Annotated in this window: 19 protein-coding genes; 7 read left to right on the top strand and 12 right to left on the bottom strand. The window is 42.0% G+C overall.

Annotated elements, in window-relative coordinates:
• Positions 1 to 12 precede the first annotated feature (12 nt).
• Entirely contained in the window at positions 13 to 990 is a 978-nt protein-coding gene (locus IH597_14480) for a hypothetical protein (protein ID MBE0663658.1), read from the bottom strand.
• A 484-nt stretch (positions 991 to 1,474) separates the two neighbouring features.
• Between IH597_14480 and IH597_14475 the strand changes: the two genes are divergently transcribed.
• The 6 genes from IH597_14475 (at position 1,475) to IH597_14450 (ending at position 6,032) form a co-directional block, all read left to right on the top strand.
• Entirely contained in the window at positions 1,475 to 1,909 is a 435-nt protein-coding gene (locus IH597_14475) for an Rrf2 family transcriptional regulator (GenBank protein MBE0663657.1), read from the top strand.
• Positions 1,884 to 2,807 (top strand): 4Fe-4S dicluster domain-containing protein, encoded by a 924-nt coding sequence (locus IH597_14470; protein MBE0663656.1) that lies wholly within the window; start codon positions 1,884 to 1,886, stop codon positions 2,805 to 2,807. The genes IH597_14475 and IH597_14470 overlap by 26 nt, the downstream gene beginning before the upstream one ends.
• 154 nt (positions 2,808 to 2,961) lie before the next feature.
• A complete protein-coding gene (locus IH597_14465) occupies positions 2,962 to 3,291 on the top strand; it encodes a cupin domain-containing protein (protein MBE0663655.1) in 330 nt (109 codons plus the stop codon).
• 18 nt (positions 3,292 to 3,309) lie between these two features.
• Entirely contained in the window at positions 3,310 to 4,857 is a 1,548-nt protein-coding gene (locus tag IH597_14460; GenBank protein MBE0663654.1) for a PepSY domain-containing protein, read from the top strand.
• Between the two features lie 366 nt (positions 4,858 to 5,223).
• Positions 5,224 to 5,565, top strand: a complete 342-nt coding sequence (locus IH597_14455) for a nitrous oxide-stimulated promoter family protein (protein ID MBE0663653.1) — start codon at positions 5,224 to 5,226, stop codon at positions 5,563 to 5,565.
• A 152-nt stretch (positions 5,566 to 5,717) separates the two neighbouring features.
• Positions 5,718 to 6,032: a cupin domain-containing protein gene (locus IH597_14450; protein ID MBE0663652.1), complete on the top strand. Its 315-nt coding sequence runs from the start codon at positions 5,718 to 5,720 to the stop codon at positions 6,030 to 6,032.
• 90 nt (positions 6,033 to 6,122) lie between these two features.
• Here the strand turns inward: IH597_14450 and IH597_14445 are convergent, their stop codons facing one another.
• From IH597_14445 to IH597_14415, 7 genes are all read right to left on the bottom strand, one after another.
• Positions 6,123 to 7,613 (bottom strand): SLC13/DASS family transporter, encoded by a 1,491-nt coding sequence (locus IH597_14445; protein ID MBE0663651.1) that lies wholly within the window; start codon positions 7,611 to 7,613, stop codon positions 6,123 to 6,125.
• 25 nt (positions 7,614 to 7,638) lie between these two features.
• A complete protein-coding gene (locus IH597_14440; protein MBE0663650.1) occupies positions 7,639 to 8,118 on the bottom strand; it encodes a hypothetical protein in 480 nt (159 codons plus the stop codon).
• A 331-nt stretch (positions 8,119 to 8,449) separates the two neighbouring features.
• Entirely contained in the window at positions 8,450 to 9,334 is an 885-nt protein-coding gene (locus IH597_14435; GenBank protein ID MBE0663649.1) for a restriction endonuclease, read from the bottom strand.
• Positions 9,335 to 9,523: 189 nt separating this feature from the next.
• Positions 9,524 to 10,105 carry a DUF1287 domain-containing protein gene (locus IH597_14430; protein ID MBE0663648.1) on the bottom strand — a complete coding sequence of 194 codons (582 nt, stop codon included), beginning with the start codon at positions 10,103 to 10,105 and terminating at the stop codon, positions 9,524 to 9,526.
• Positions 10,106 to 10,329: 224 nt separating this feature from the next.
• Positions 10,330 to 12,330, bottom strand: a complete 2,001-nt coding sequence (locus tag IH597_14425; GenBank protein MBE0663647.1) for a cation:proton antiporter — start codon at positions 12,328 to 12,330, stop codon at positions 10,330 to 10,332.
• Positions 12,331 to 12,502: 172 nt separating this feature from the next.
• A complete protein-coding gene (locus IH597_14420) occupies positions 12,503 to 13,777 on the bottom strand; it encodes an NAD(P)/FAD-dependent oxidoreductase (GenBank protein ID MBE0663646.1) in 1,275 nt (424 codons plus the stop codon).
• Between the two features lie 85 nt (positions 13,778 to 13,862).
• The gene (locus IH597_14415) at positions 13,863 to 14,969 is read right to left on the bottom strand and encodes an AI-2E family transporter (GenBank protein ID MBE0663645.1); all 1,107 of its coding nucleotides are present in this window, start codon (positions 14,967 to 14,969) and stop codon (positions 13,863 to 13,865) included.
• A 255-nt stretch (positions 14,970 to 15,224) separates the two neighbouring features.
• Here IH597_14415 and IH597_14410 point away from each other — a divergent pair, with 255 nt between their 5' ends.
• Positions 15,225 to 16,049 carry a sulfotransferase family 2 domain-containing protein gene (locus tag IH597_14410; protein MBE0663644.1) on the top strand — a complete coding sequence of 275 codons (825 nt, stop codon included), beginning with the start codon at positions 15,225 to 15,227 and terminating at the stop codon, positions 16,047 to 16,049.
• Between the two features lie 56 nt (positions 16,050 to 16,105).
• Here the strand turns inward: IH597_14410 and IH597_14405 are convergent, their stop codons facing one another.
• From IH597_14405 to IH597_14390, 4 genes are all read right to left on the bottom strand, one after another.
• Positions 16,106 to 16,570 (bottom strand): VOC family protein, encoded by a 465-nt coding sequence (locus tag IH597_14405; GenBank protein MBE0663643.1) that lies wholly within the window; start codon positions 16,568 to 16,570, stop codon positions 16,106 to 16,108.
• A 533-nt stretch (positions 16,571 to 17,103) separates the two neighbouring features.
• The gene (locus IH597_14400; protein ID MBE0663642.1) at positions 17,104 to 17,676 is read right to left on the bottom strand and encodes a hypothetical protein; all 573 of its coding nucleotides are present in this window, start codon (positions 17,674 to 17,676) and stop codon (positions 17,104 to 17,106) included.
• Between the two features lie 187 nt (positions 17,677 to 17,863).
• Complete coding sequence (locus IH597_14395; GenBank protein ID MBE0663641.1) at positions 17,864 to 18,865, bottom strand: formylglycine-generating enzyme family protein; 1,002 nt, start codon at positions 18,863 to 18,865, stop codon at positions 17,864 to 17,866.
• Positions 18,866 to 19,051: 186 nt separating this feature from the next.
• Entirely contained in the window at positions 19,052 to 20,362 is a 1,311-nt protein-coding gene (locus IH597_14390) for a PQQ-binding-like beta-propeller repeat protein (GenBank protein ID MBE0663640.1), read from the bottom strand.
• Positions 20,363 to 20,758: the final 396 nt, after the last annotated feature.

Below are 20,758 nucleotides of genomic sequence, written 5' to 3'. Positions count from 1 at the left end.
AAAAGCCTCAGCCTAGTTGTCATTTTGTTTGAAGCGGCCTGATAATAGTTCATCCTTTAGCTTCTGGTCCGGAGGGAAGAAAATGGGTTCGTCCGGGGCTGGATATTCACTGAAATCATATACCAGTCCCCTGGCTTTCCCCAGCATCACGGGACAAACTTGAAGCTTGCCGTCAATTTCAGCAGTTGAATCAGAATTATCTTCCGTCATCAGGGTTGTCCACTTTTCATTTACCCACTTAAAAATAAGGTAAGGATCAATGATCCTGAACAGGCGAAAAGGCTCTTCACCGCCAGCCCATTGTTTTTCAATAAATACCTCGGAAAGAGCAACGATATTACCTGTTGTTGGACCTCCAATCAAATGAAAAGGCACTTTGGCCTCTGCGACCCAGCTATCTTCCCAACCGGGTTGAAGGATTCCGGCAACTTCAAAAAAACTAACGCCAAAGGCCGAACAGCCAGCTCCCAGGCCTTCCCGGGGTTTATTCAGTCCATTGTAAATTCTATCATAACCCCGCTCCTGGTATTCTTCGAGATAGTTTGTCAATCTATCAAAATTTTCTTCACTGATCTTTGCTTTGATGAACGCTATTTTACCATTATGGTAATGATGCGACAAATCCTTAGTGATTGGATTACCAAATCCAAGCCTGCCATCAATTCCGGCAAAAAGAATCCCAAGGCCATAACCATTCATGACATCTTTTCTACCCGAAATAAAAAGTTGCCTTTTGACAGATTCAACAAAAGTTGAATATTCCGGGCCCGCCAACTCAATGAAAACATGTCCCATTGCATGTTTGCGCTGGCTGAAATGAAGGGAAAAGGCATTCAAAGATGATGTTACCATCATTCGGCGGGGAGAGCTAAAATCAATTTGGTTGCGCGGCGGAATGGTGTACAATGTTATATAAAACTCTTCGGAAAGACTTGATAGTGTGCTTAAAAGAAATAAACACACAATAGATGCTATTCTGATGGTTCGCATGATTAATGTGTTGAGGCTGTAAATATAGCATGTTTCCTGGAAAAGCAATAGAGGATTTAAAATATCTCATGTTCTAAAGTCCAAAGCCCAAAATCCAAAGCCCAAAAACTAAAAATTCAAATAACAATCATTTGTGGATTTCCGAATCTTAAATCTTGAGCCCACTCCGAAAAGTAAATCTGCCCCTAAATCCCCTAAAGGGGACTTCCACAAATTGCTGATTTTTAGCGTTTCCCCTTTAGGGGTCAGGGGCTAAAAACGCTAAATTTCAGCAATTTGTGACTTTTCGTAGCAGACTCAATCTTGAATTTTGAATTAACATCCATCACTCCCCACCCGTATCGAAGCGGCACGTTCGGGCGGGCATTACACTATTACTCCATCTAAAAAATCCAAAACCCAAAAATTAAAATTTCAAGGTAATGTTGTCAGGGTTCAAAAATTATTTATACATTTGCGCATTGTAATACCTAATTACTGCATAATGTCAAAATTCATTAACATATCAGAAGCAGCCTCGCTGGCAATTCATAGCATGGCATTAATAGCGGCGGGAAATGCGAAACTGAATGTGAACAATATCGCTGAAATTACAGGCGCTTCAAAGAATCATCTGGCCAAGGTATTGCAAACACTTGTAAAGTATGATTTACTGGTTTCGAACCGTGGGCCAAAAGGCGGATTTGAATTGAAGCGTGCAGCAGATCAGATATCATTGTTCGAAGTTTATCAGCTGATGGAAGGTATCATTGACCGCGACCATTGCGGATTGCATAATAGTCCCTGCCCGTTTTCCGATTGCATATTTGGTGGCATGACCCGGCAGTTCACGAGTGATTTCATCGAATACCTTCAAAATAAAAAATTATCAGACATTCAATACAAAACCCAGGATGAAAAGAACGATCATAAACATTGACGAAGACCTTTGCAACGGCTGCGGCGATTGCATTCCCAATTGTCATGAAGGAGCGCTGCAGGTAATTGACGGCAAAGCCCGCCTTATCAGCGACCTGATGTGCGACGGCCTTGGCGCTTGTGTTGGTCATTGCCCGGTGGGAGCCATCACAATGGAAGAATGCGAGGCTGAACCCTACAATGAAACCCTTGTAATGGAGCAAATTGTAAAAAAAGGCCGCAACACCGTGCTTGCCCACTTCTCACATCTTCGCGATCATAACCAGAAAGGGTTTCTTCAGGAAGCCATCGAATACATCCGCAAAAATAACATTGACCTTAGCCCGGGCGGTGAATTGGATAGAGGCAACGCTCAAGCTGCTGGCCATCCAAGCATTAAACAAGTTGTTGCTGAGCAGAAGAAAGCCCACGGAGGTGGTGGTTGCCCCGGAATGGCAATGGCGGATTTCAGGGAAAAGCAGCCCGTAGCGCATACACATGCGCACAATCATGAACCTGAAGGAAATGGTGGTGGCCCTTCCGAACTCCGTCAATGGCCTGTTCAATTACATTTATTGAACCCAAATGCACCTTACTTTAAAAATGCCGATGTAGTGCTTGCCGCCGACTGTGCAGCTTTTGCCCACGGCAATTTCCACCAGAAATTCCTGAAAGGCAAAACACTGGCCATCGCCTGTCCGAAGTTGGATTCGAACCAGGAAACCTATCTTGAAAAACTTACAGCCATGATCCAGCATGCCAACATCAACACCCTCACAGTAGTAATTATGGAAGTTCCCTGCTGCGGTGGATTGGAACGCATGGCTCAAACGGCCATCGCAAGATCCGGCAAAAAAACTCCAATGAAACTGGCAATGGTCAGCATACAGGGGGAGGTAATTAAGGAGGAATGGGTTTAGGAAAATTCCAAATTCAAAATTCCAAATTCAAGGTTCAATGTTTAAGGTTCGAAGTTCAAGGCTCAAAGAACCTACGAATTAACAAATTAACTAATTGACTAATTTACAAATAACCACAGTATCACAGTATCATACAAATTAACACAAATATAAAATGGAAACAACTGGATTAGAACACTCAAAAGTGATGGATTTCAATGGAATCATCGAATATTCGGCTGATGGAATTATCAGCAAGCAAGTAATTAAAAAGCCTACGGGCAATGTAACCTTGTTCTCGTTCGATCGCGGACAAGGCCTCAGCGAGCATACCGCTCCATTTGATGCGCTCGTGAACGTAATCGAGGGTGAAGCTGTGGTAACCATTGACAAGAAAAACTACAACCTCAAAGCCGGCGAAGCCATTATCATGCCTGCAAACGTTCCGCATGCATTATCGGCGCTCGTGAGGTTCAAGATGTTGCTCACCATGATCAGGAGCTAACCTGAAATCGTTTCTGCGATGAGGGTGATGAAATGGCTGCACCGGTGGCTGGGGGTGATTGTCGCGTTTTTTGTGCTGTTTTTTGCACTCTCCGGCATCGTGCTCAACCACCGGGGCTTCTTCTCTATTATTGATGTGAACCGCAACCTCTTGCCGGGCAAATACCGTTTCGGGAACTGGAACCTTGCTGCCGTGCGTTCGGCAACAACTGTTGGAACCGATAGTCTGCTGATTTTTGGCAATATTGGCATCTGGCTTACCGACAACAGTTTTTCGCAGTTCGAACCTATGAACGAGGGTTTGAAAAAAGGCATTGACAACCGCAAAACCATGGCGGTGGTCAGAACCAACAGCGGAAGGGTCTTTGCCGGGACATTGTCGGGAGTTTATGAACTCGAAACAGATCGCTGGAAAAAAATTGAACTTCCGGATAACGAAAACCGTATCGCAGCTATGATCGCTATGGGCGACAGCCTGCTGGTACTTACCCGATCTCACTTAATGATTGCAAGAGAGAATCCGGGTGAGGTGGTGTTCGAAAAAATACAACTCCCCCACCCTGCCGGGTTCGTATCAGAAACATCATTGTTCAAAGCGTTATGGACAATACACAGCGGAGAAATATTTGGCCTGCCCGGCAAGCTGATCGTTGACGTTGTGGGCCTGATTATGATCTTTCTATCCTTCACCGGCATTGTTTGGTTTATCGCTCCCGATGTGATCAAAAAATTCAGACACAGAAAAAAGCTTAAAAAAAACACTGCCAGGCTGAACCGCTTTTCGCGGAAATGGCATAACCACATCGGCATCTGGGCGGTGGCCATTCTAATTATCACGACCCTGACTGGAATGTTTCTCAGACCACCATTGCTGATTGTGATTATTCGCAGCAAGGTTCCAGCCTACAAGTTCACGGCGCTTTTCAACATTAATCCCTGGCACGACAAGCTGCGTGGTATCCAATACGATAAATTTAACCATAGTTTTATTTTCTCAACTTCCGATGGTTTTTACCATGCCGAACCGAACCTGACCGATAGCCTGAGGCGTTTCCGTGTTCAGCCCCCGGTCAGCGTGATGGGCATCAATGTGTTTGAGCAGCCTGAAAGAGGGGTATTCGTTGTTGGTTCGTTCAGTGGCATTTATCGCTGGGTTCCGGCAGTGAATTATGCGCAGGATATGATCACCGGCCTGGAAGTTCAACCCAGACGTGGCGGGCCGCCAGCCTTTGGCAGTATCGCTGTGGCAGGTTATATAAATACCAGCACCGGCGAAGATTTTATTTTCGATTACGATGCCGGCGTGTTTTCAAAGAAACCCGGTCAACGTTTCCCGGATATGGCTGCGCATATAAAAAACAAATCACCACTGCCTCTTTGGAATACAGCCCTCGAAATCCACACAGGACGTATCTATTACGTGATCTTCGGTAAGTACCAACCCTGGTTTATCCCCATCATAGGCCTGCACATCCTTATAGTTCTGATCACAGGATTGATCCGGTGGTTTCGGGAGCATGCTCGTAAACGACGGGTGAGGAAGGATTGTGATTCAGTTTTATTGTGATGCAGTGTTACAGTGATGCTGTGAGTGAAAATGATTACAAAGAGCGAGTCCCACTTGGCGAAGGGGATTAGGGGGATTGATTGACTTGGCAGATTTTATGAAGCAGTGTACCAGAGTGTGTTTGGTTAATTAGTCAATTGGTTAATTAGTTTGGAGTAATGCCCGCCCGAACGACGTTCAGTCGGGCGGGTAGTAATGGAGTAGTGGAACGTTGTGACTAAGTGTGCGAAGAGTGCATCCCCCTTTGGAAAAGGGGGTTAGGGGGATTTACAGTCTCTTCGAATAATGTGATCAAGTAAATTAATTTCGGTTTTTCTTTGAATTTTGAATTTTGAACTTTGAGCTTAGGACCTATAATTAACGGTGATGCTTAAGAAACTAAGGGAAAACTACATCGAGATAGAGAAGCAAACCGTCTCGGCCATGATTACGGTATACTGCCGTGGGCATGGGCATGAACTTCCATGCGCCGAATGTGAAGCGCTGCGGGAATATGCGCTGAAACGCCTCGACAAATGTCCCTACGGTAACGAAAAACCCGCCTGCAAAGACTGCCCCATCCATTGCTACAAACCGGCCATGCGGGAAAAGATCAAACAGGTAATGCGATATTCCGGCCCTAGAATGCTGTGGAAGTATCCGTGGCTGTCTGTCAGTCATAAGATTAGCCAACTCATCAACAAACCAAAAAGTACAATTGGGCTGTAGAGGCAGAAATAAAGTCCCAAGTTCCAAATTCCAAGATCAAAGCTCAAAGTCTAAAGAACAAAGCAATAAATTCTATTTTGGCCCCAATCTAACACTGCATTACTGCATTACTGCATCACTGAAACACTGCATCACTGCATCACAAAAAAACCATGCTCAAAATCACTACCCCCGAAACCGCCCCACGTGTGCCTTTCCAAGTGGATGGCAGAATCATGCTTTCAAGACCAAAACTTGAAATAATACATCTAACTCTGAAACCCGCTGAGGTTGTGCCCAAACACATCAACGATTTTGATGTGGCCATTTATGTGCTGGAAGGAACAGGAAAAATTGAAACCGGCTTTGATTCCGGCGATGTAAAGCCCGGTATGCTCATTGAAATTGAAGCTGGTGAAGAAAGAGGCATGGCCAATACCGGAAGAGCTGACTTCAGGGTGCTGGTAATTAAACTACCTGGTGGTTGATCAGTTTTAAATGCTTTTCACTGCAAAGACGCGAAGAAGGTTTTCACATTGCGTCATCGCACCTTTGCCGATATCTGTATTTTATTTCTTTCAATGCGTGCCGGCATGTATATCGAACACTATATCACCCCAGAAATACATCATCAATGTAATAACAACGGCTCCCACGAGGTTCAGAAAAAGTCCGGTGCGTGCCATTTGCCCGACGCTGATGCGTGAGGTTCCAAAAATGATTGCATTCGGAGGCGTTGCCACCGGAAGCATAAACGCCATGGAAGCCGACATGGTTGCCGGAATCATCAGCATCAGCGGATGAATATTGGATGTAATGGCCATCCCGGCCAAAATCGGTAGCAGCATTTCCGTGGTGGCTGTGTTGGAAGTAAGTTCGGTTAAAAAGGTCATAAACAGGGCAATGATCATGATAATAATGATCGGATGCAATGAAGCCAATCCTGTGAGGTGGCCACCAAACCACATTGAAAGCCCCGACTCTTTAAAAGCCGTTGCCAAAGCAAACCCACCGCCAAACAACAGCAAAATATGCCAGGGTAATTTTGAAGCCGTTGCCCAATCGAGAATCCTGGCGCCTTTTTGACTTTTCGATGGCAGAATAAACAGGATCACAGCCATAAGCACCGCCACCGTTCCATCGTTAATAAAACCGCTGCTGGGGAAGATTCCGGCCCACCCCGGGATCGCAAGAAAGCCAAGATCAAGGTCGCTTCTGAAAATCCACAACAATGCCAGAGAAACGAAAACCACAAAGACTGTTTTTTCTTCGGGGCCTGGTTTGCCCATGGATCGCAACTGGGAAAGGAAAGTATCCTTGTTGATGGCAGCCCATTGCCCTTTTGCAGGTTTAAAAGAAAGATAAAGATACGCCCACGTAATTGCGAAAAGGATCAAACTGACAGGCAAGGCAAACATCAGCCAGGTGGAAAAAGAAATTTCAGGAGCCGTTGGAAAATAAATGTGATAAATCCGGCTGAAAGAGAGATTGGGCGGGGTTCCCACCAGGGTTGCCATCCCTCCTATAGAGGCAGCATACGCAATGCTGAGCAGCAAGCCTACGCTAAACTTATTGGTGCTTTTATTACTGACAAGATCGTCCAGTTGCCCGATGATAGACATGGCGATGGGCAGCATCATCATGGCGGTGGCCGTGTTCGAAATCCACATAGAAAGAAAAAAGGAAGCCAGCATAAAACCCAGCAGTATGCGCGCCGGGCTCACACCGGTAATGCATAAAATATTCAGTGCGATCCGGCGGTGAAGGTCCCAACGTTCCATGGCCAGCGCCACCATGAAACCTCCCATAAACAGGAATATCACGTCGTTGAAATAAGCAGATGAAACCAGTTTGCCATCCATGACACCAAACAGCGGGAAAAGCGCGACTGGCAACAATGATGTAACCGCCAGCGGAACCACCTCTGTGATCCACCATACCGCCATCAGCAGGGCGATGCAGAAGGTGTAAGTAACTTTCGGGTTGCCCGGATCAAGATCGGCGAAAAGCAAGATGCAGAGAATGACAATGGGAGTGATGATAAAACTGATGATCCTTTTTGTTCTCATACTTGAGGCGGTATTTACTTCTGCTTCAAAGTGTGCGCAACGCCATGATTACCGGATAGATCATACCTGCAACCATGGCCAGGGTGATAAACGGGCGGTTGATGTTCTGCCATTTATAGTTTTTCCGTCGCACGGCATCCAGCGCATGGTTCAGGCCGGAGAAAATGAAAAAGAAAATGAAGGCGAAAAAAATTGTGAGTTCCGCACGAATGCCCCAGTTCAGGAAATAAACGACAACAGCGATCACAGCATAAGAAAGCAATGCAATGGCCGACTGCCGCTGGTAATTGGAATCGGCGACAAAACCTTTGGCGCTAGCAGATTTATTTCCAAAGAACAAACCTTCAAGCCCGGAAATCCCGGCAATGGCAACAATTATCACGGGGATCATAAAATGCAGTTGTGCAATTGGATCATACGCATCGCGAAAACCAATCTGGTAACCAACAAAGAAAGCGACGCAAACAATAAGAATGCGCACAGTGTCGAGGATGTTAAGAAGCATGGCTCAGTATATTAGGTTAATAATGGTTTCTCTTCCAGAAAATATATTGAGGTAAGAACGCGGTTCAGCGGTTTTGCAAAAACTTTATTGAATGATGTAGCCTGATAGGTTGGGCAACTCCCCTTAAACTATAATCGTGGCTAAAATAGGAAAAAATGAAAGCGGGAAGGTTTGAGGGGGGAAAATAGTTGGAAAACCGGGTTGGGGTGTAAAAATACTTTTAGGGTGGTGTGGATGGCGTGGTGATAGGGATTATAGCAAGTGGAGTTTGGATGCTGGAGGGCTGAATTCAACGTGCAGCGGTGACCGTATTGCGCCAGAATGTGCTTTATTAGATTTTATCTTTTTCCAAATACGGCTCAAAAAATGGTAAATCCACTTCATAAACAGTCTTTGGTTTTACACCCAATTGTACACGTTTAAACATTTCTACCAGTTTCTCTCCATCAACAAGCTCTACTTGTGGTGCACCTTCTCTGTTTGCTTCCTTGACTGCATCAGTTGAGAATGTTCCTGTAGTCATTATTATCCCTTTTTCAGCTCTACCAATCATAGCATTTCTGAAATCTCCAACTTGTGCTCTAGAAACTGTTCCTTTGTATCTTTTACATTGAAATAAAACTTTAAAACTCACGAAAGGATTCATTTCTAAAGTACCATAACCATCAATACCACCATCATGAGACTGTCCTGTTACAACGACTTTCTCAAAACCAGATTCACGTAAAAGTCGCTGGCATATCTTTTCAAAACCCACAGGTGTTAAACTCTGAAGAACTTGTAGTAGATCCATTTTATTTGCAGATTGAATCTCGTCAGGCTCATTCTCTTCAAGTTCCTCAATAATTTCAGTTTCTGTTTTATCCTTTTTTGCATTTCTATGTATATCAACCCATTTTAAAAATATCTCGCGTGCTTGCTCTTCTGTCAGCTTGGTTGATTCTCCTTTTGCAGACAAAGTCCAAATACCATGTTTAGAAGTATCCAATAAGCCTTCCCATGCGAGGTATTGTCTTGCCCAAGCAACTTGATTATAATATCTTGATTGGCCAGATTCGAGCAACTCATTTAATTTATCATCACGTAGTTTCAGGTTCTCTGCAATCTTATCAGATGCTTCACGTGGTTTGGCTGAACCACCTAGTTGTCTTAGAGCATCTAGAAGAGGTCCAAACCATCTTACAAATTCTGCTTGATTATTTCTTTTTTTCCCCATTTTTTATAGTGTGTATGTCTCTTAGCATTGCTGGCAACTCGTTTATATCAGGACCATAGGTATACCCTGAGCGTTGTGCAACTGTACTCCGGGGGTGTTTTTAATTTCCCCGCTAATTTATAAAATATCCCCACACAACAAAGAATTAAAATTCCCGGAATAGTACACTTCGCGCCACCCGTCTCTCTCTCATTTTTCATATTGGTAATGTCCTATTATCGTAAAACTAAACAAACAGTCCTCAACTACCTGTCCTGCGCCAATATTATGCACAATCAGGTAGCGTTTGCCGTCGATGGATTTTTTTCGGGTAACAATTCCGATGTGGGTAACGCCCCCGCCCAGGTTCCAGCAAACAATATCGCCTGGTTGGTAATCATTTGGATTGTTGCTTATTTGCTTTTCAGTTCCATGACGGGAGAAAAATGTCATAAGGTTGGGCACACGCCTGTGATCAATATTTTTGTCGGGCCGTGTTAAACCCCAATGCTTTGGATATTGATCAAAGTTGGCTTTCATATCTTCATGCACTTCTTTCTGCAAGTCAATTCCGAGTTTACGGTAGGCACGGATAATTACGTCGGTGCATACTCCTTTGTCAGGTGCAACATCTCCGTTGGGGTATTCAATCACGCGGTATGCCGGGTCGTAGGTTACTTGTTGTTGGGTCAGCACCAATGCAGAATCGGCAAGCCGTTCAAAGAAGGTGGTTTGGCCAGTTGCGGAACTAAAAGTTAAAAGAAGTAATGCGAGTATTTGCGCCTGTTTCATGACTTCATATATATTTACATAACTGTAGCAAATTCTAAGCAGTGGGATTTCCTGTGATATTTACTTTGCCCGTGAATCGGCCAAGGCATTTTATTTTCTACTGAGCCTGAGCATTTTCGAGTTTTTTCACTTTTTGGCTAGTTGTAATTACTTTTTGCCAGAATATTTGTCCGGTTTTATTTTGATTTAAGATTTGTTTGCTGGCATTCAAACCAACACCAGGGTCAGATCAGGTATTTGTTCACTTTCGAGATGTTTTCGGGTGAACCGAAAAGGTAGAGCATGTCGTCGGTTTGAATGCGCATATCGGGCTTTATTTCGGTAATAAATTTCTTGTTCCGCCTGATGGCCAGCACGGTAACATTGAACTGGCTTTTTAGCTCACTTTCCAGGATACTCTTGCCAACGATCCGGTTGTCTTCCTGCTGAACCGGCAAAGATGCTATTACCATATCCGGGATATGCAACTGGATGGGGGCAGGCAGTTGGGTGTCATCTCCGGCTTTTGAAAGCAGCTCATAATTTCGGGCTTTTATCTGCGTGATGAAAGTCTGGATCTCATCAAAAGGCACCAGGTATCGGTTCAACACCTTGGTAAATATTTCAATGGAGGTTTCAAATTCTTCCGGAATAACTTCATCGGCTCCAAGGCGCAAGGTTTCATCAATGTCCTTTACTGAGCGGGTTCGCACGATAACATGGGCAGTTTCAGAAATTTCGCGGATGCCGGTAACAATATTTTTCGCTTTTTCAGCATCCGATATAGAGATCACAACCACACGGGCATCATGAACGCTGGCCTGCTCAAGAATATGTGGTTCGGAAGCATCGCCAAACACAACAGGATGATTATCGCGTTTTGCCTCCATAAACAGTTCATAGTCCATTTCAATGATCACAAAAGGGATTTTGGCCTGCTTTGCGGTGCGGGAAACATTATGCCCGTTCAGGCCATAGCCTACAATTACAAGATGGTCGCGTAAATCCTGTATTTCAAGTGTTGCTGCCGGCTGTTTATCGCGCTGGTATTTGTAAAGACGTTTGCGTATCCGTGCGGGAAGCATGGATCGCACCACCCAATCGGCCATCGGTTCGGAATAGCCTATTATGAAAGGTGTGACCGCCATACTGAGGATTGAAACGACCAGGAAATTCTGATAAACCTCATGGGTAAGCAAATCGTTTTGTAAGCCCACAGTTGACAGCAAGAATGCAAACTCACCAACCTGGAACAAGGTAAATGCCGATAAAATTGCTGTGCGAACCGGGTATTTCTTAATCAGAACGGCAATGAGGATGACCAACATCTTCAAAATGATCACCGCAACGGTGAAAAGCAACAGTATCCAGATATTTTCCAGAAAATATCGGATATCTAGCAAAAGGCCTATAGAGACAAAGAAAAAGCTAATAAATATTTCTCGAAAAGGTAAAATACTGGCAGTAGCCTGATGGCTGTAGTCGGATTCGGAAATGATCAATCCTGCAAAAAATGCACCCAGCGCAAGCGATAAACCCACAGACGATGTAAGCCAGGCCGTAGCAAAGCAAATTACCACAATGGTGAGTATGAACACTTCGCGGCTGCGGGTTTTTACAACAAGGTGCAGAATACGTGGCACAACATAGCGGGCCAGTAGTATAAGCAGGCCAATGACCAACACAAACTTGCCCAGCATCAGGAGGGATGTTACGAGCAAATCATCTGCCTTACCAGCCAACAAAGGCGTTACCAGGATCATGGGCACAACGATGATGTCCTGGAAAATTAAAATTCCAAGTGCAATCCTGCCGTGCGGTGCTGATATTTTTCCCTGTTCCTGCAATATCTTCATTACGATCGCGGTGCTGCTGAGGGAAATCAGGAAACCCATGAACACAGCTTTTGCCAGAGGCAGCCCCAGAAAATAGGCAATCAACGAAGCAAGTAAAATAGTACCGCCAACCTGTAAGGATCCTCCGATGAGTACAGTATTCCTGATCTTATTCAGCCCTTTCAGCGAAAACTCGATGCCAATAACAAACAGCAGGAAAATAATACCGGTTTCAGCCAGCATTTCAATTTCGTGTGATGCGCTTATCAGTCCAAACCCATGTGGTCCGGCAATGATACCGGTTAGCAGGAAACCGATGATGGCAGGCATTTTAAAACGACGGAAGGCAAGAATAATCAGAACCGAAAGGCCCAGGATAATAACGATTTGTTTCAGGATAGGAATTTCCACAGGCGATAATTTTGGTTATCCGGTTCTTATATTTCAGGCAATCAGTGTGTGATTGTTGCTCAAAAGTACATTATATTTGCCTTAATGGGCATCACCCCTGCAATGGTGGTTGATCAGGAGGTTTACGTCTTTGTTGTGTGCGTGTTGTAAACTCATCTTCCTTATTAATCTGCTATGAATCGTTTTTATCATTTATTGGTTTCAGAATAAGTCGTAAAGAGGTGTCCTTAAATAAGTAGGCCCATGCCCAGTTAATAAAGATTATCAATTTGTTTCTCACACTAAGAATCAACATCAGGTGCAGAAACATCCATACCAGCCATGCAAAGTAACCTTTGAATTTTAGCGACGGCAGATCAACAACCGCTTTGTTTCTTCCGATGGTTGCCATTGAGCCCAGGTCTTTGTATTCATATTCAGTAGTTTCTTTGTTCAGGAAAAGCATTTTAAGATTCCATGCCAGGTTCTTCGCCTGGTTGATCGCAACATTCGCTACCTGAGGATGACCGTCCGGGTATTTGGGAGTTTGCATCAACGCAATGTCTCCAACAGCAAAAACATTATTGATCCCTTCAATCTGACTGATTCGGTTTATTTTGATCCTTCCGCCATAGGTCATACAACTTTCAGGTAATCCACCAATTATGTTTCCGGTTATTCCTGCAGCCCAAATTACGGTTTTGGTATTTACAACTGCCCCATTACTTAACTCTAACACAGAACCGTTATAGTTTTTCACCAGGGTTTCTGTAATAATCTGGACTCCCATTTTCTGTAAATATTTCCTTGAAGCAAGTTTGGCCTGATCACTCATGCTGCTAAGTGTATTTGCACCGCCTTCAATCAGAAAAATCTTGAAATCTGAAAAATCAATTCCCGGATAGTCTTTGGGTAATATGGTGTTCTTTATTTCTGCGAAAGCACCAGCCAATTCAACGCCTGTTGGACCGGCGCCTACAATTACCAGGTTTAAAAGACTTTTTCGCTCTTGCGAATTTGCAGAGATCAAACGCTCAAAGGTATGGATGATATGGTTCCTGATTTTAATAGCATCATATGTTGTCTTCAGAGCGAAGACATTCTTCTCAATGGTTGGATTACTAAAAAAATTGGTTGTGCATCCTGTGGCAATTACAAGAAAATCGTAACTAAAATCTCCTATTGAAGTTGAAATTTCATTTCGAACGCAATCAATTGAGTCTACCCTGGCTAAGCGAATCTGAAGGCTCTTTTTATGCTTGAATATATTTCTTAAAGGGAAGGAAATGCTGGCCGGTTCGAGTTGAGATGTTGCTACCTGATAAAACAGCGGTTGAAACTGATGATGGTTAATTTTATCAATCAAAAGTATGTCAAACAGATTTTCATCTAGCTTTTTTACCAGTGATACTCCGGCGAATCCACCGCCGATAACGATTATTTTTTTCTTTGCTTCCAACTCCGCGATTTAGATCATTAACAAATTTCTTCGTCTATTGGCTTTGATGGAATGAAATTGTTATGCTGCTTGCCCTGAGCGTATTAATCAGGCATTAAGAAAACCAGCTTTTTATCTTTTGAACCAATTTTTTTTGACCGTCATTTTTGTCTTTTTTGTTATAATTCTCATCACCAATCAACATGGCAAACGGTTTAAGATTTTCATATTCTTCGCAAACTGTTTTCAACATAGCGGCGAAGGGCAAAAATAAAATCATACCGGCAATACCCCACACCGACGCACCGATGATGATGCTTAAAATTGAAGTTAAAGCATTAATCTTCAAATTTCCTCCAACAATTTTGGGGGTCAGAAAATTACTTTCAACAATCTGAACCAGCCAGAAGAATATAGCTATGCTTAATGGCATCAAGAGAGAATCATAAGTTAAAAAGGCATACAATACTGGAATCGCGGCTCCTAAAAAGGTTCCGGCATAAGGAATAATGGCTAAAACGGAGGCCAGGAACCCAAAGAGGAAAGGGCTATCAATGCCAATGATCATAAGCCCGATGCTGTTTACAATACCCAGTATAAGAACAATTACCAACATTCCAAAAAGATATTGCTGTCCTACCTTCTGAACGGATTCGAACATATGGAGGGCCTTATCTCTATGCTCCAGTGGAAAAAAACTCACCAAAGCCCGGATCATACCACTTCTGTAAATAAGGATCAGAAAGATGAAAATAATTGAAGTCAATATCCCGAAAATGATACTGGCTGTGCTACTGAAGGTTTGGCTTAACAATTTTCCGGAGGACTCGCTAAACCAGGTTTTGATTTTATCAATCAACTCTCCTTTTTCCAATTGCGGTAAAAAATTAAAGTTCTGGTTTATGAATACTGTGGCATCCGTAAATATATTGAGTATTTTATCTTTAAACTCTGATAAGTCTGTTGAGAGTTGGATGATTTGATTTGAAAAAAGATATACGCCTGCTGCAATCAGCAGCAGTAAGCACAGAATTGACAGAGAAGCTGCCAAAATTTTATTCACACCCCAGGATTCAAACCTACTGGCAACAGGAAAAAGTATAAACGCTACTAAAAAGGAAAATGCGATTGGTATCAGCACTTCTCTTGCTAAAACCATGATAGCAAATAAGCCTACTATCGTGGCTATGGTATAAAACACTTTTTGAAAAGACAGGTGCATATTCAATTTGTTTTAAAGAATTAATGATAAAGTTAAGCAGAATTCGTGCACGTCAAACGAGGATTTGTAAAATTAGTTTCTTTTCATTTTCATTAAAAATTTTTTATCCAACGCCTCCCCCTGCCAACAGAAAGTATGCCAATTGGCTACTAAAAGTACAATCTGTGTACAAGGACAGTGTGGTATTCGGATTCTTTTACCTTTGACGAAATGAATTTTATGTATTGCATGTTTCCAGCCAGATTTAAGTACAAGATGAGTTTAATAAATAGGCCATTGCTTTTTGAACATATCCCGAAAACCGGTGGTATTACCTTCAGGAAACTGTTAACGAAAATGTATGGCACCGACAGGGTTTTTGTGATTAACAGCCGGAACATAAAAAGCTCGTTGGATGAGTTTTCCGGTTTTCCCACCGAAAAACGGACGCAGTATCGTGTTATAGCCGGACATGGCGCACAGTTGTTCGGGCATTTCCTTGAAAATCCTTTTCGCGTATGCATAGTGCGTGAACCCATTTCATTATTTCTCTCGCAATATTATTACTTGAGAACCAGCAAAAAAGATGTTTTCTGGGAAGATGTAAACAAGCTTGCTTCTGCCGATGCTTATATAGAATATGCTCTTAAAATGGGGCATGACAATATGATGACGCGGTTTCTTTCGAACTCAATACAGTATATACTTAATCCGGAAATTCCAATACCCGCGATGAATGACAAAGGGGATAAACAGCTTGAAATAGCAATCAACTCGATGAATAATTTTGACGCACTCATGGATCTTTCAAACTTTGACGCCGGCGTATATGCATTTGGGAAAAAACTTGGTTGGCCGGGCTGGGTGCCTCTGTATGCGCCTGTTAACCGAACCAAAAGCAAGCCAACAAGGTTCGCACCCTCCGAAGAGTTTTTGCATCGCCTTCAATCAGTACTTAAGTATGACATTGCATTATTCAAACACTTTCAGCATCACAAAATGGACATCGCTTTTCAGATAAATGAGAATAATACTTCCTTCCGTTTATTTTTAATCCGGCAACAAATGGCCAAACAAGCGGCAAGGCTATTGGGGAAATAATTTCCCATTGTTGAGTTCTATCCTGAATTTTGGCTCTTCTGATAAGTTCTCTCAATTTATTTCGTTGTCTTCCCGCCCATTGCTGTGAACACGCTGTCAACGGGTTCCCAGAGTTCAATCTTGTTGCCTTCGGGATCAAGGATATGGACAAACTTGCCATAATCAAATGTCTCAATGCTATCGAGGATGGTTACGCCGCTTTCCCTCAGCTTACTGACCAGGCCTTCAATATTCTGCACCCGGTAGTTGATCATAAATTCCTTTTTGGAAGGGCTGAAATATTTGCTTCCTGTTTTGAAAGGGCTCCATTGCAGGTAATTGATCTCTTCGGGCTGGTTGGCATTTCTAAACTCAAAACTTGAGCCCCATTCATTGGTCTCCAGCCCCAGTTGACCAGCATACCATTCTTTCAGTTTATCGGGATCGTCAGAGAAAAAGAAAATGCCGCCGATTCCGGTTACCCTGGGTGTTGTATCGCTGGCAGATGTTGTATTGCTTAGTTGATTTTTCGATTCTTCCATAGTTTTTACTTTTTGGGTTTCGGTATTACAGCCTGGCAGGGCTGTGATTAGGATCAGGGTTAGTAGGAGTTTGGTCATTTCGTGGTACATTATTATTTTAGCACAGATTCATAAATTCAAAAATACAAATTTATTTCAGTGGATTGCAGAATTGTGCAAATTCCATAATGTGATCTTTAAGAAGTCATTGCGCAGCTGATCGCTTAAAGAAAAGAGGCTACGAGCCATGCTAAGACTTTACCAGCGTAATGCCCCACGTCTAATTGAATCGCCATATTCCAACCTGTCGGGTCAGGCCGTCATGACCCATAAGTGCAAGGTGCTTCGGAATACTCAGTAGAACTGTGAAAGGCTCGGAGGATGTGAAACTAGAAGAACAAAATGGTACGATTTGATACGTTTAGATTTGATTCCGATACGAAAAAGTCATTGCTTTTAGTTGTGAGGTCCTCTAGATGCGAGTGTATCATGGCTTGCTACGGTAGCGTTATGAAAAGTTGCCAATTGCGGGCGATTTCCTATCAAGCTACACACTAGTTGAAGCGGGCTACAAACCTTCGTATATCATTGAAACCCTTATTGGCTATATTGTGTGTTGGCTGCTGCTTTTTTTCAGGTCTATTAACAAAGAAAATGGTCGCAAGAAATAATAATCCAACTATATACAAAATCAATCCCACATTCCTGTCAGTCCTTGTTTTATTTTCAATATTAATCAAGTTATTTTCCCCATAATCAACGTTATAAACATGAAGATTTATACCTTCTTCTGTCTCTCCCCAAGAGTCAAGATAGGTAATCTCAATAATTTCGTCTTTTTTTCTAATCTTTTCAATTATGGGTTCATAATCATTTCTTGAATTTAAATACAAACCTATTCTTTTATCAAAGCTATGAATTTGAAATTCAAGTACAGGGATTTTATACCTTTTAAGGTTAGTGTATCGCGTTACTTCAGTGATTTTATAGTCAATTAACTGTCCTGAAATGATTTTTACGTCATCCGAAGTCTTTGAACCCCGAATTATCATCATAGTCCCAAAGACGAACCAAACTAATCCTGAAATCAGTATTACTATTATTTTTGTCTTATATGAATAACCCATTTATCAATTAATCATTTTGGGTTAGCTCGGTCTCCTAAAGTTGCAGCCAACGGCGATAAATTGTATGAGTAGTGGCAGATTGCTTGGTAGTTTCCTGTCAAACCACTACGCAGTTTGAGTGGACTACAAACCTTTCTATTTAGTACTTTGCCTGCCATTACTTATACAAAATGTTGTGTGGCGTAATTTATTGTTTTTTGAAGTTTTTTGCCGGAATAACGCATCTGAATCCTATCCAATGCATTCTTGTTGAAGAAGGAGTCAAAATCTTCCTGTAACTACATCTGACATGCCAGCTTGGGTCATACCACGAACCGCCTTTACCAATCTTTAGTTCACCGTTTTCAGGTCCTTGCGGATTTTCTTTTAATGAATTCGAATAGTAATCATCTGCGTACCAGTCATAAACCCATTCATGAACATTCCCACCCAAATCTAAAGCTGCGCACCAACTTGCTCCATCTGGATAACTCCCGACTGGTGCCCATTGAGAATTTCCGTCAGAAAAACAAGTATCTTTACCGAAATTATCAAAATCAAATGTTGAATCACGGTAGTTTACTATTTTACCATTAAATTTATTCCCCCAAGGATAAACATTGTTTGAAGTGCCTTTAGCGGCATATTCCCATTCGGCTTCAGTGGGTAATCTGCCGCCAATCCATTTACAATAAGCATTTGCTCCATACCATGAAACTTCAATGACAGGATGATTTTCATAACCAACTTTTGGAGTGAAAATTCCATCAATTTCCTGAATATATCCATAAGTTACTCCCCTATGACCTGCTCCAGGTTCAAACCACTTAATTCCATTTGTTGTTTGATTTCCCATATTATTTAAGAATTTGCAAAACTGTGAATTTGTAACTTCTGTTTTGTCTATCCAAAAAGCATTTAAACCCACATTATGTTGAGGTTGTTCCTGTCTTGCATAATTATGTCTTGGGCATTCATTTTCAGTACCATACATTTCTTCACAATCATGCATAGCCTTATCAAGTTGTTCATCACTACTTCCCATTAGAAAATTACCAGATGGAACATAAACCATTTCCATAGAGTCTTTTTCTCTCAATTTAGTATCACCTAATTTGCAGGATGATTGTTTAAATTGAAATAACAGAGAAACAAATAGAATAAGAAGCGTAACATATAAATATGCTCTGGATTTTAATAAATTTGTCATGATTCCCCCTTTTTTGTCAATTTACGTTTCAAGCTTATCCTCTAACGTTTTGCAGCTACAAGAAGTTGGCGATTTCGAAGCACAAAACTGTCTGCCAGCACTGAACTTGATACGAAGCAAAAAGCTTCATTTAACCATTGAACCGCCAATTTCTTGTAGCTGCTGTTAGCGGTTCGTATATTTATATTACCTTCTTCCATTATGGGCATTGCTAAGTTGAAAGGTTGATGAACCACAGTTAGGAAGTAGCCCTGTAGCATCTGTTTGAAAGGCATAAACTCCCGAAGGGAATTGCCCATCGTGAGTATACATTGAGGAAACGTATAACATTCCGTTATCTGATAATATAGGTGAGCCCCAGGTTACGTCATTATAAAGTTGAGCTGACCAAATTCTTTCACTATTCGACATTCTAAAAGCATGAAGTCTGTTGTGCTTATCCTCTGTATTGCCATGACCTTCGGAACCAAGATAAATTACCCTGTCGTTGCCAAGTGTAGGTGAAGAATAAATATCGGAACCAAGATTATTTTGCCATAAAATCCCTGAACCATCAGCCTTAACCGCATATAAGGTAGATTCATCGTTATCCAAGCCAAAACCATGGCTTCCAATATAAATAACTCCATTATCATCTACTGCAGGTGTAGACCTGAAATCAGCATTCATATTAATAGGATACTTCCAGTCTAAATTGCCACCTGAAGTTTTTATGGAATAAATTTCTTTACCAACAGCAATGATCAAATTCGAATAATCCTTTGTAAAGGCAGGGCTTGAAACACCGGCATCACTGGTAATATACGTCCATCTTTCATGCCCGTTTTTGTCGAGTGAAATGACATGAGTGTAATCTGTGAAGAACAGGTTGCCGGCAGGGTCAATAATTATTGCACTTCTAATGCCACCCGGAAGAGTATTCAGATCACCGTAAACCCATTTAACTGTTCCATTAATGTCAAAGGCATACAGCGAATCTCCACCGGCATAGATGGTATTGTCATCGGCAATGGCGATGCTTTTTATGCATGGTTCTGTGTCAAATGAACCAATGTCTTTTGACCATCTGTAATTGCCATTATTATCAAGTGAGTAGATTTTATTGATAGTATTTCCAAACGCTTCTGTTCTTCCGGAGTCAACTACAAAATAAATATTGCCGTAAGTATCCAGCGAGGCAGGACCCCGTAATTGTTTATTGCTCAACGGAAACTCCCAAACCTTATTCAGCGTTGCATCGAGTTTATAAAAATAATTAGTAGGAGAAGGTGGGTAGCTAAGATTTGATGAAGTGCCTATATAAATAAAATTATTGACCAGCGTGGGGCAGCCCACACTAAAGCCTAAACCTGGAACCGAAAACTCATATTTTTGTCTATCTGATTTGGTTACCTCATTACCATCTTTCATGTTTTCTTTATCACAACCAATTAATGTCAGACCTAACATTAAAATAATGGTTGTGATTTCAATTATTGTTTTTTCTGTTTTTTGCATAAGTCTTTTTTTATATGACCGCTAACGTTTGAGGCTAAAAGCTGGCGGGCATTTCGGAGCACTTCACTTTCAACCTGCGATAAAGTTTATTAGTTACAATACCTTTCAAATTAGCACTTTCCGCCCGCTTGATTTTAGCCTTTGTTACCGCCTGGTGTTCTTTCATCAGTCCTTGTAAACCATTGACAGTATTATTTTTCTGTGGTATTGCTATTTTTTTTTACTATCATATCTGTTTATTTGGTTAATTTATTTTATCTCAAATAGGAACATCAAAGCAGTTCCAAAGTCCATAACGCCATGTAAAATTGCAAAGTAAATGAAAAGCGAAGGTCGATAATAAATTGACACTCCGATTAAGATAGCGAAAGGTAAAAATACCAGACCACGATACAT

It is taken from the genome of Bacteroidales bacterium (genome assembly GCA_014860575.1).
Classification (GTDB): Bacteria; Bacteroidota; Bacteroidia; order Bacteroidales; family JAAYJT01; genus JAAYJT01.
Note: the sequence above shows the minus strand (reverse complement) of the source record. Positions and strands in the feature narration are given on the sequence as shown.

Excerpts from the sequence above, each read along its gene's own strand:
- IH597_14450 (MBE0663652.1), top strand. The coding sequence starts at position 5,718 with ATGCTCAAAATCACTACCCCCGAAACCGCCCCACGTGTGCCTTTCCAA.
- IH597_14435 (MBE0663649.1), bottom strand. The coding sequence starts at position 9,334 with ATGGGGAAAAAAAGAAATAATCAAGCAGAATTTGTAAGATGGTTTGGA.
- IH597_14415 (MBE0663645.1), bottom strand. The coding sequence starts at position 14,969 with ATGCACCTGTCTTTTCAAAAAGTGTTTTATACCATAGCCACGATAGTA.
- IH597_14430 (MBE0663648.1), bottom strand. The coding sequence starts at position 10,105 with ATGAAACAGGCGCAAATACTCGCATTACTTCTTTTAACTTTTAGTTCC.
- IH597_14445 (MBE0663651.1), bottom strand. The coding sequence starts at position 7,613 with ATGAGAACAAAAAGGATCATCAGTTTTATCATCACTCCCATTGTCATT.
- IH597_14400 (MBE0663642.1), bottom strand. The coding sequence starts at position 17,676 with ATGGGTTATTCATATAAGACAAAAATAATAGTAATACTGATTTCAGGA.
- IH597_14475 (MBE0663657.1), top strand. The coding sequence starts at position 1,475 with ATGTCAAAATTCATTAACATATCAGAAGCAGCCTCGCTGGCAATTCAT.
- IH597_14405 (MBE0663643.1), bottom strand. The coding sequence starts at position 16,570 with ATGGAAGAATCGAAAAATCAACTAAGCAATACAACATCTGCCAGCGAT.
- IH597_14455 (MBE0663653.1), top strand. The coding sequence starts at position 5,224 with ATGCTTAAGAAACTAAGGGAAAACTACATCGAGATAGAGAAGCAAACC.
- IH597_14390 (MBE0663640.1), bottom strand. The coding sequence starts at position 20,362 with ATGCAAAAAACAGAAAAAACAATAATTGAAATCACAACCATTATTTTA.
- IH597_14470 (MBE0663656.1), top strand. The coding sequence starts at position 1,884 with ATGAAAAGAACGATCATAAACATTGACGAAGACCTTTGCAACGGCTGC.
- IH597_14465 (MBE0663655.1), top strand. The coding sequence starts at position 2,962 with ATGGAAACAACTGGATTAGAACACTCAAAAGTGATGGATTTCAATGGA.
- IH597_14440 (MBE0663650.1), bottom strand. The coding sequence starts at position 8,118 with ATGCTTCTTAACATCCTCGACACTGTGCGCATTCTTATTGTTTGCGTC.
- IH597_14410 (MBE0663644.1), top strand. The coding sequence starts at position 15,225 with ATGAGTTTAATAAATAGGCCATTGCTTTTTGAACATATCCCGAAAACC.
- IH597_14480 (MBE0663658.1), bottom strand. The coding sequence starts at position 990 with ATGCGAACCATCAGAATAGCATCTATTGTGTGTTTATTTCTTTTAAGC.
- IH597_14460 (MBE0663654.1), top strand. The coding sequence starts at position 3,310 with ATGAGGGTGATGAAATGGCTGCACCGGTGGCTGGGGGTGATTGTCGCG.
- IH597_14395 (MBE0663641.1), bottom strand. The coding sequence starts at position 18,865 with ATGACAAATTTATTAAAATCCAGAGCATATTTATATGTTACGCTTCTT.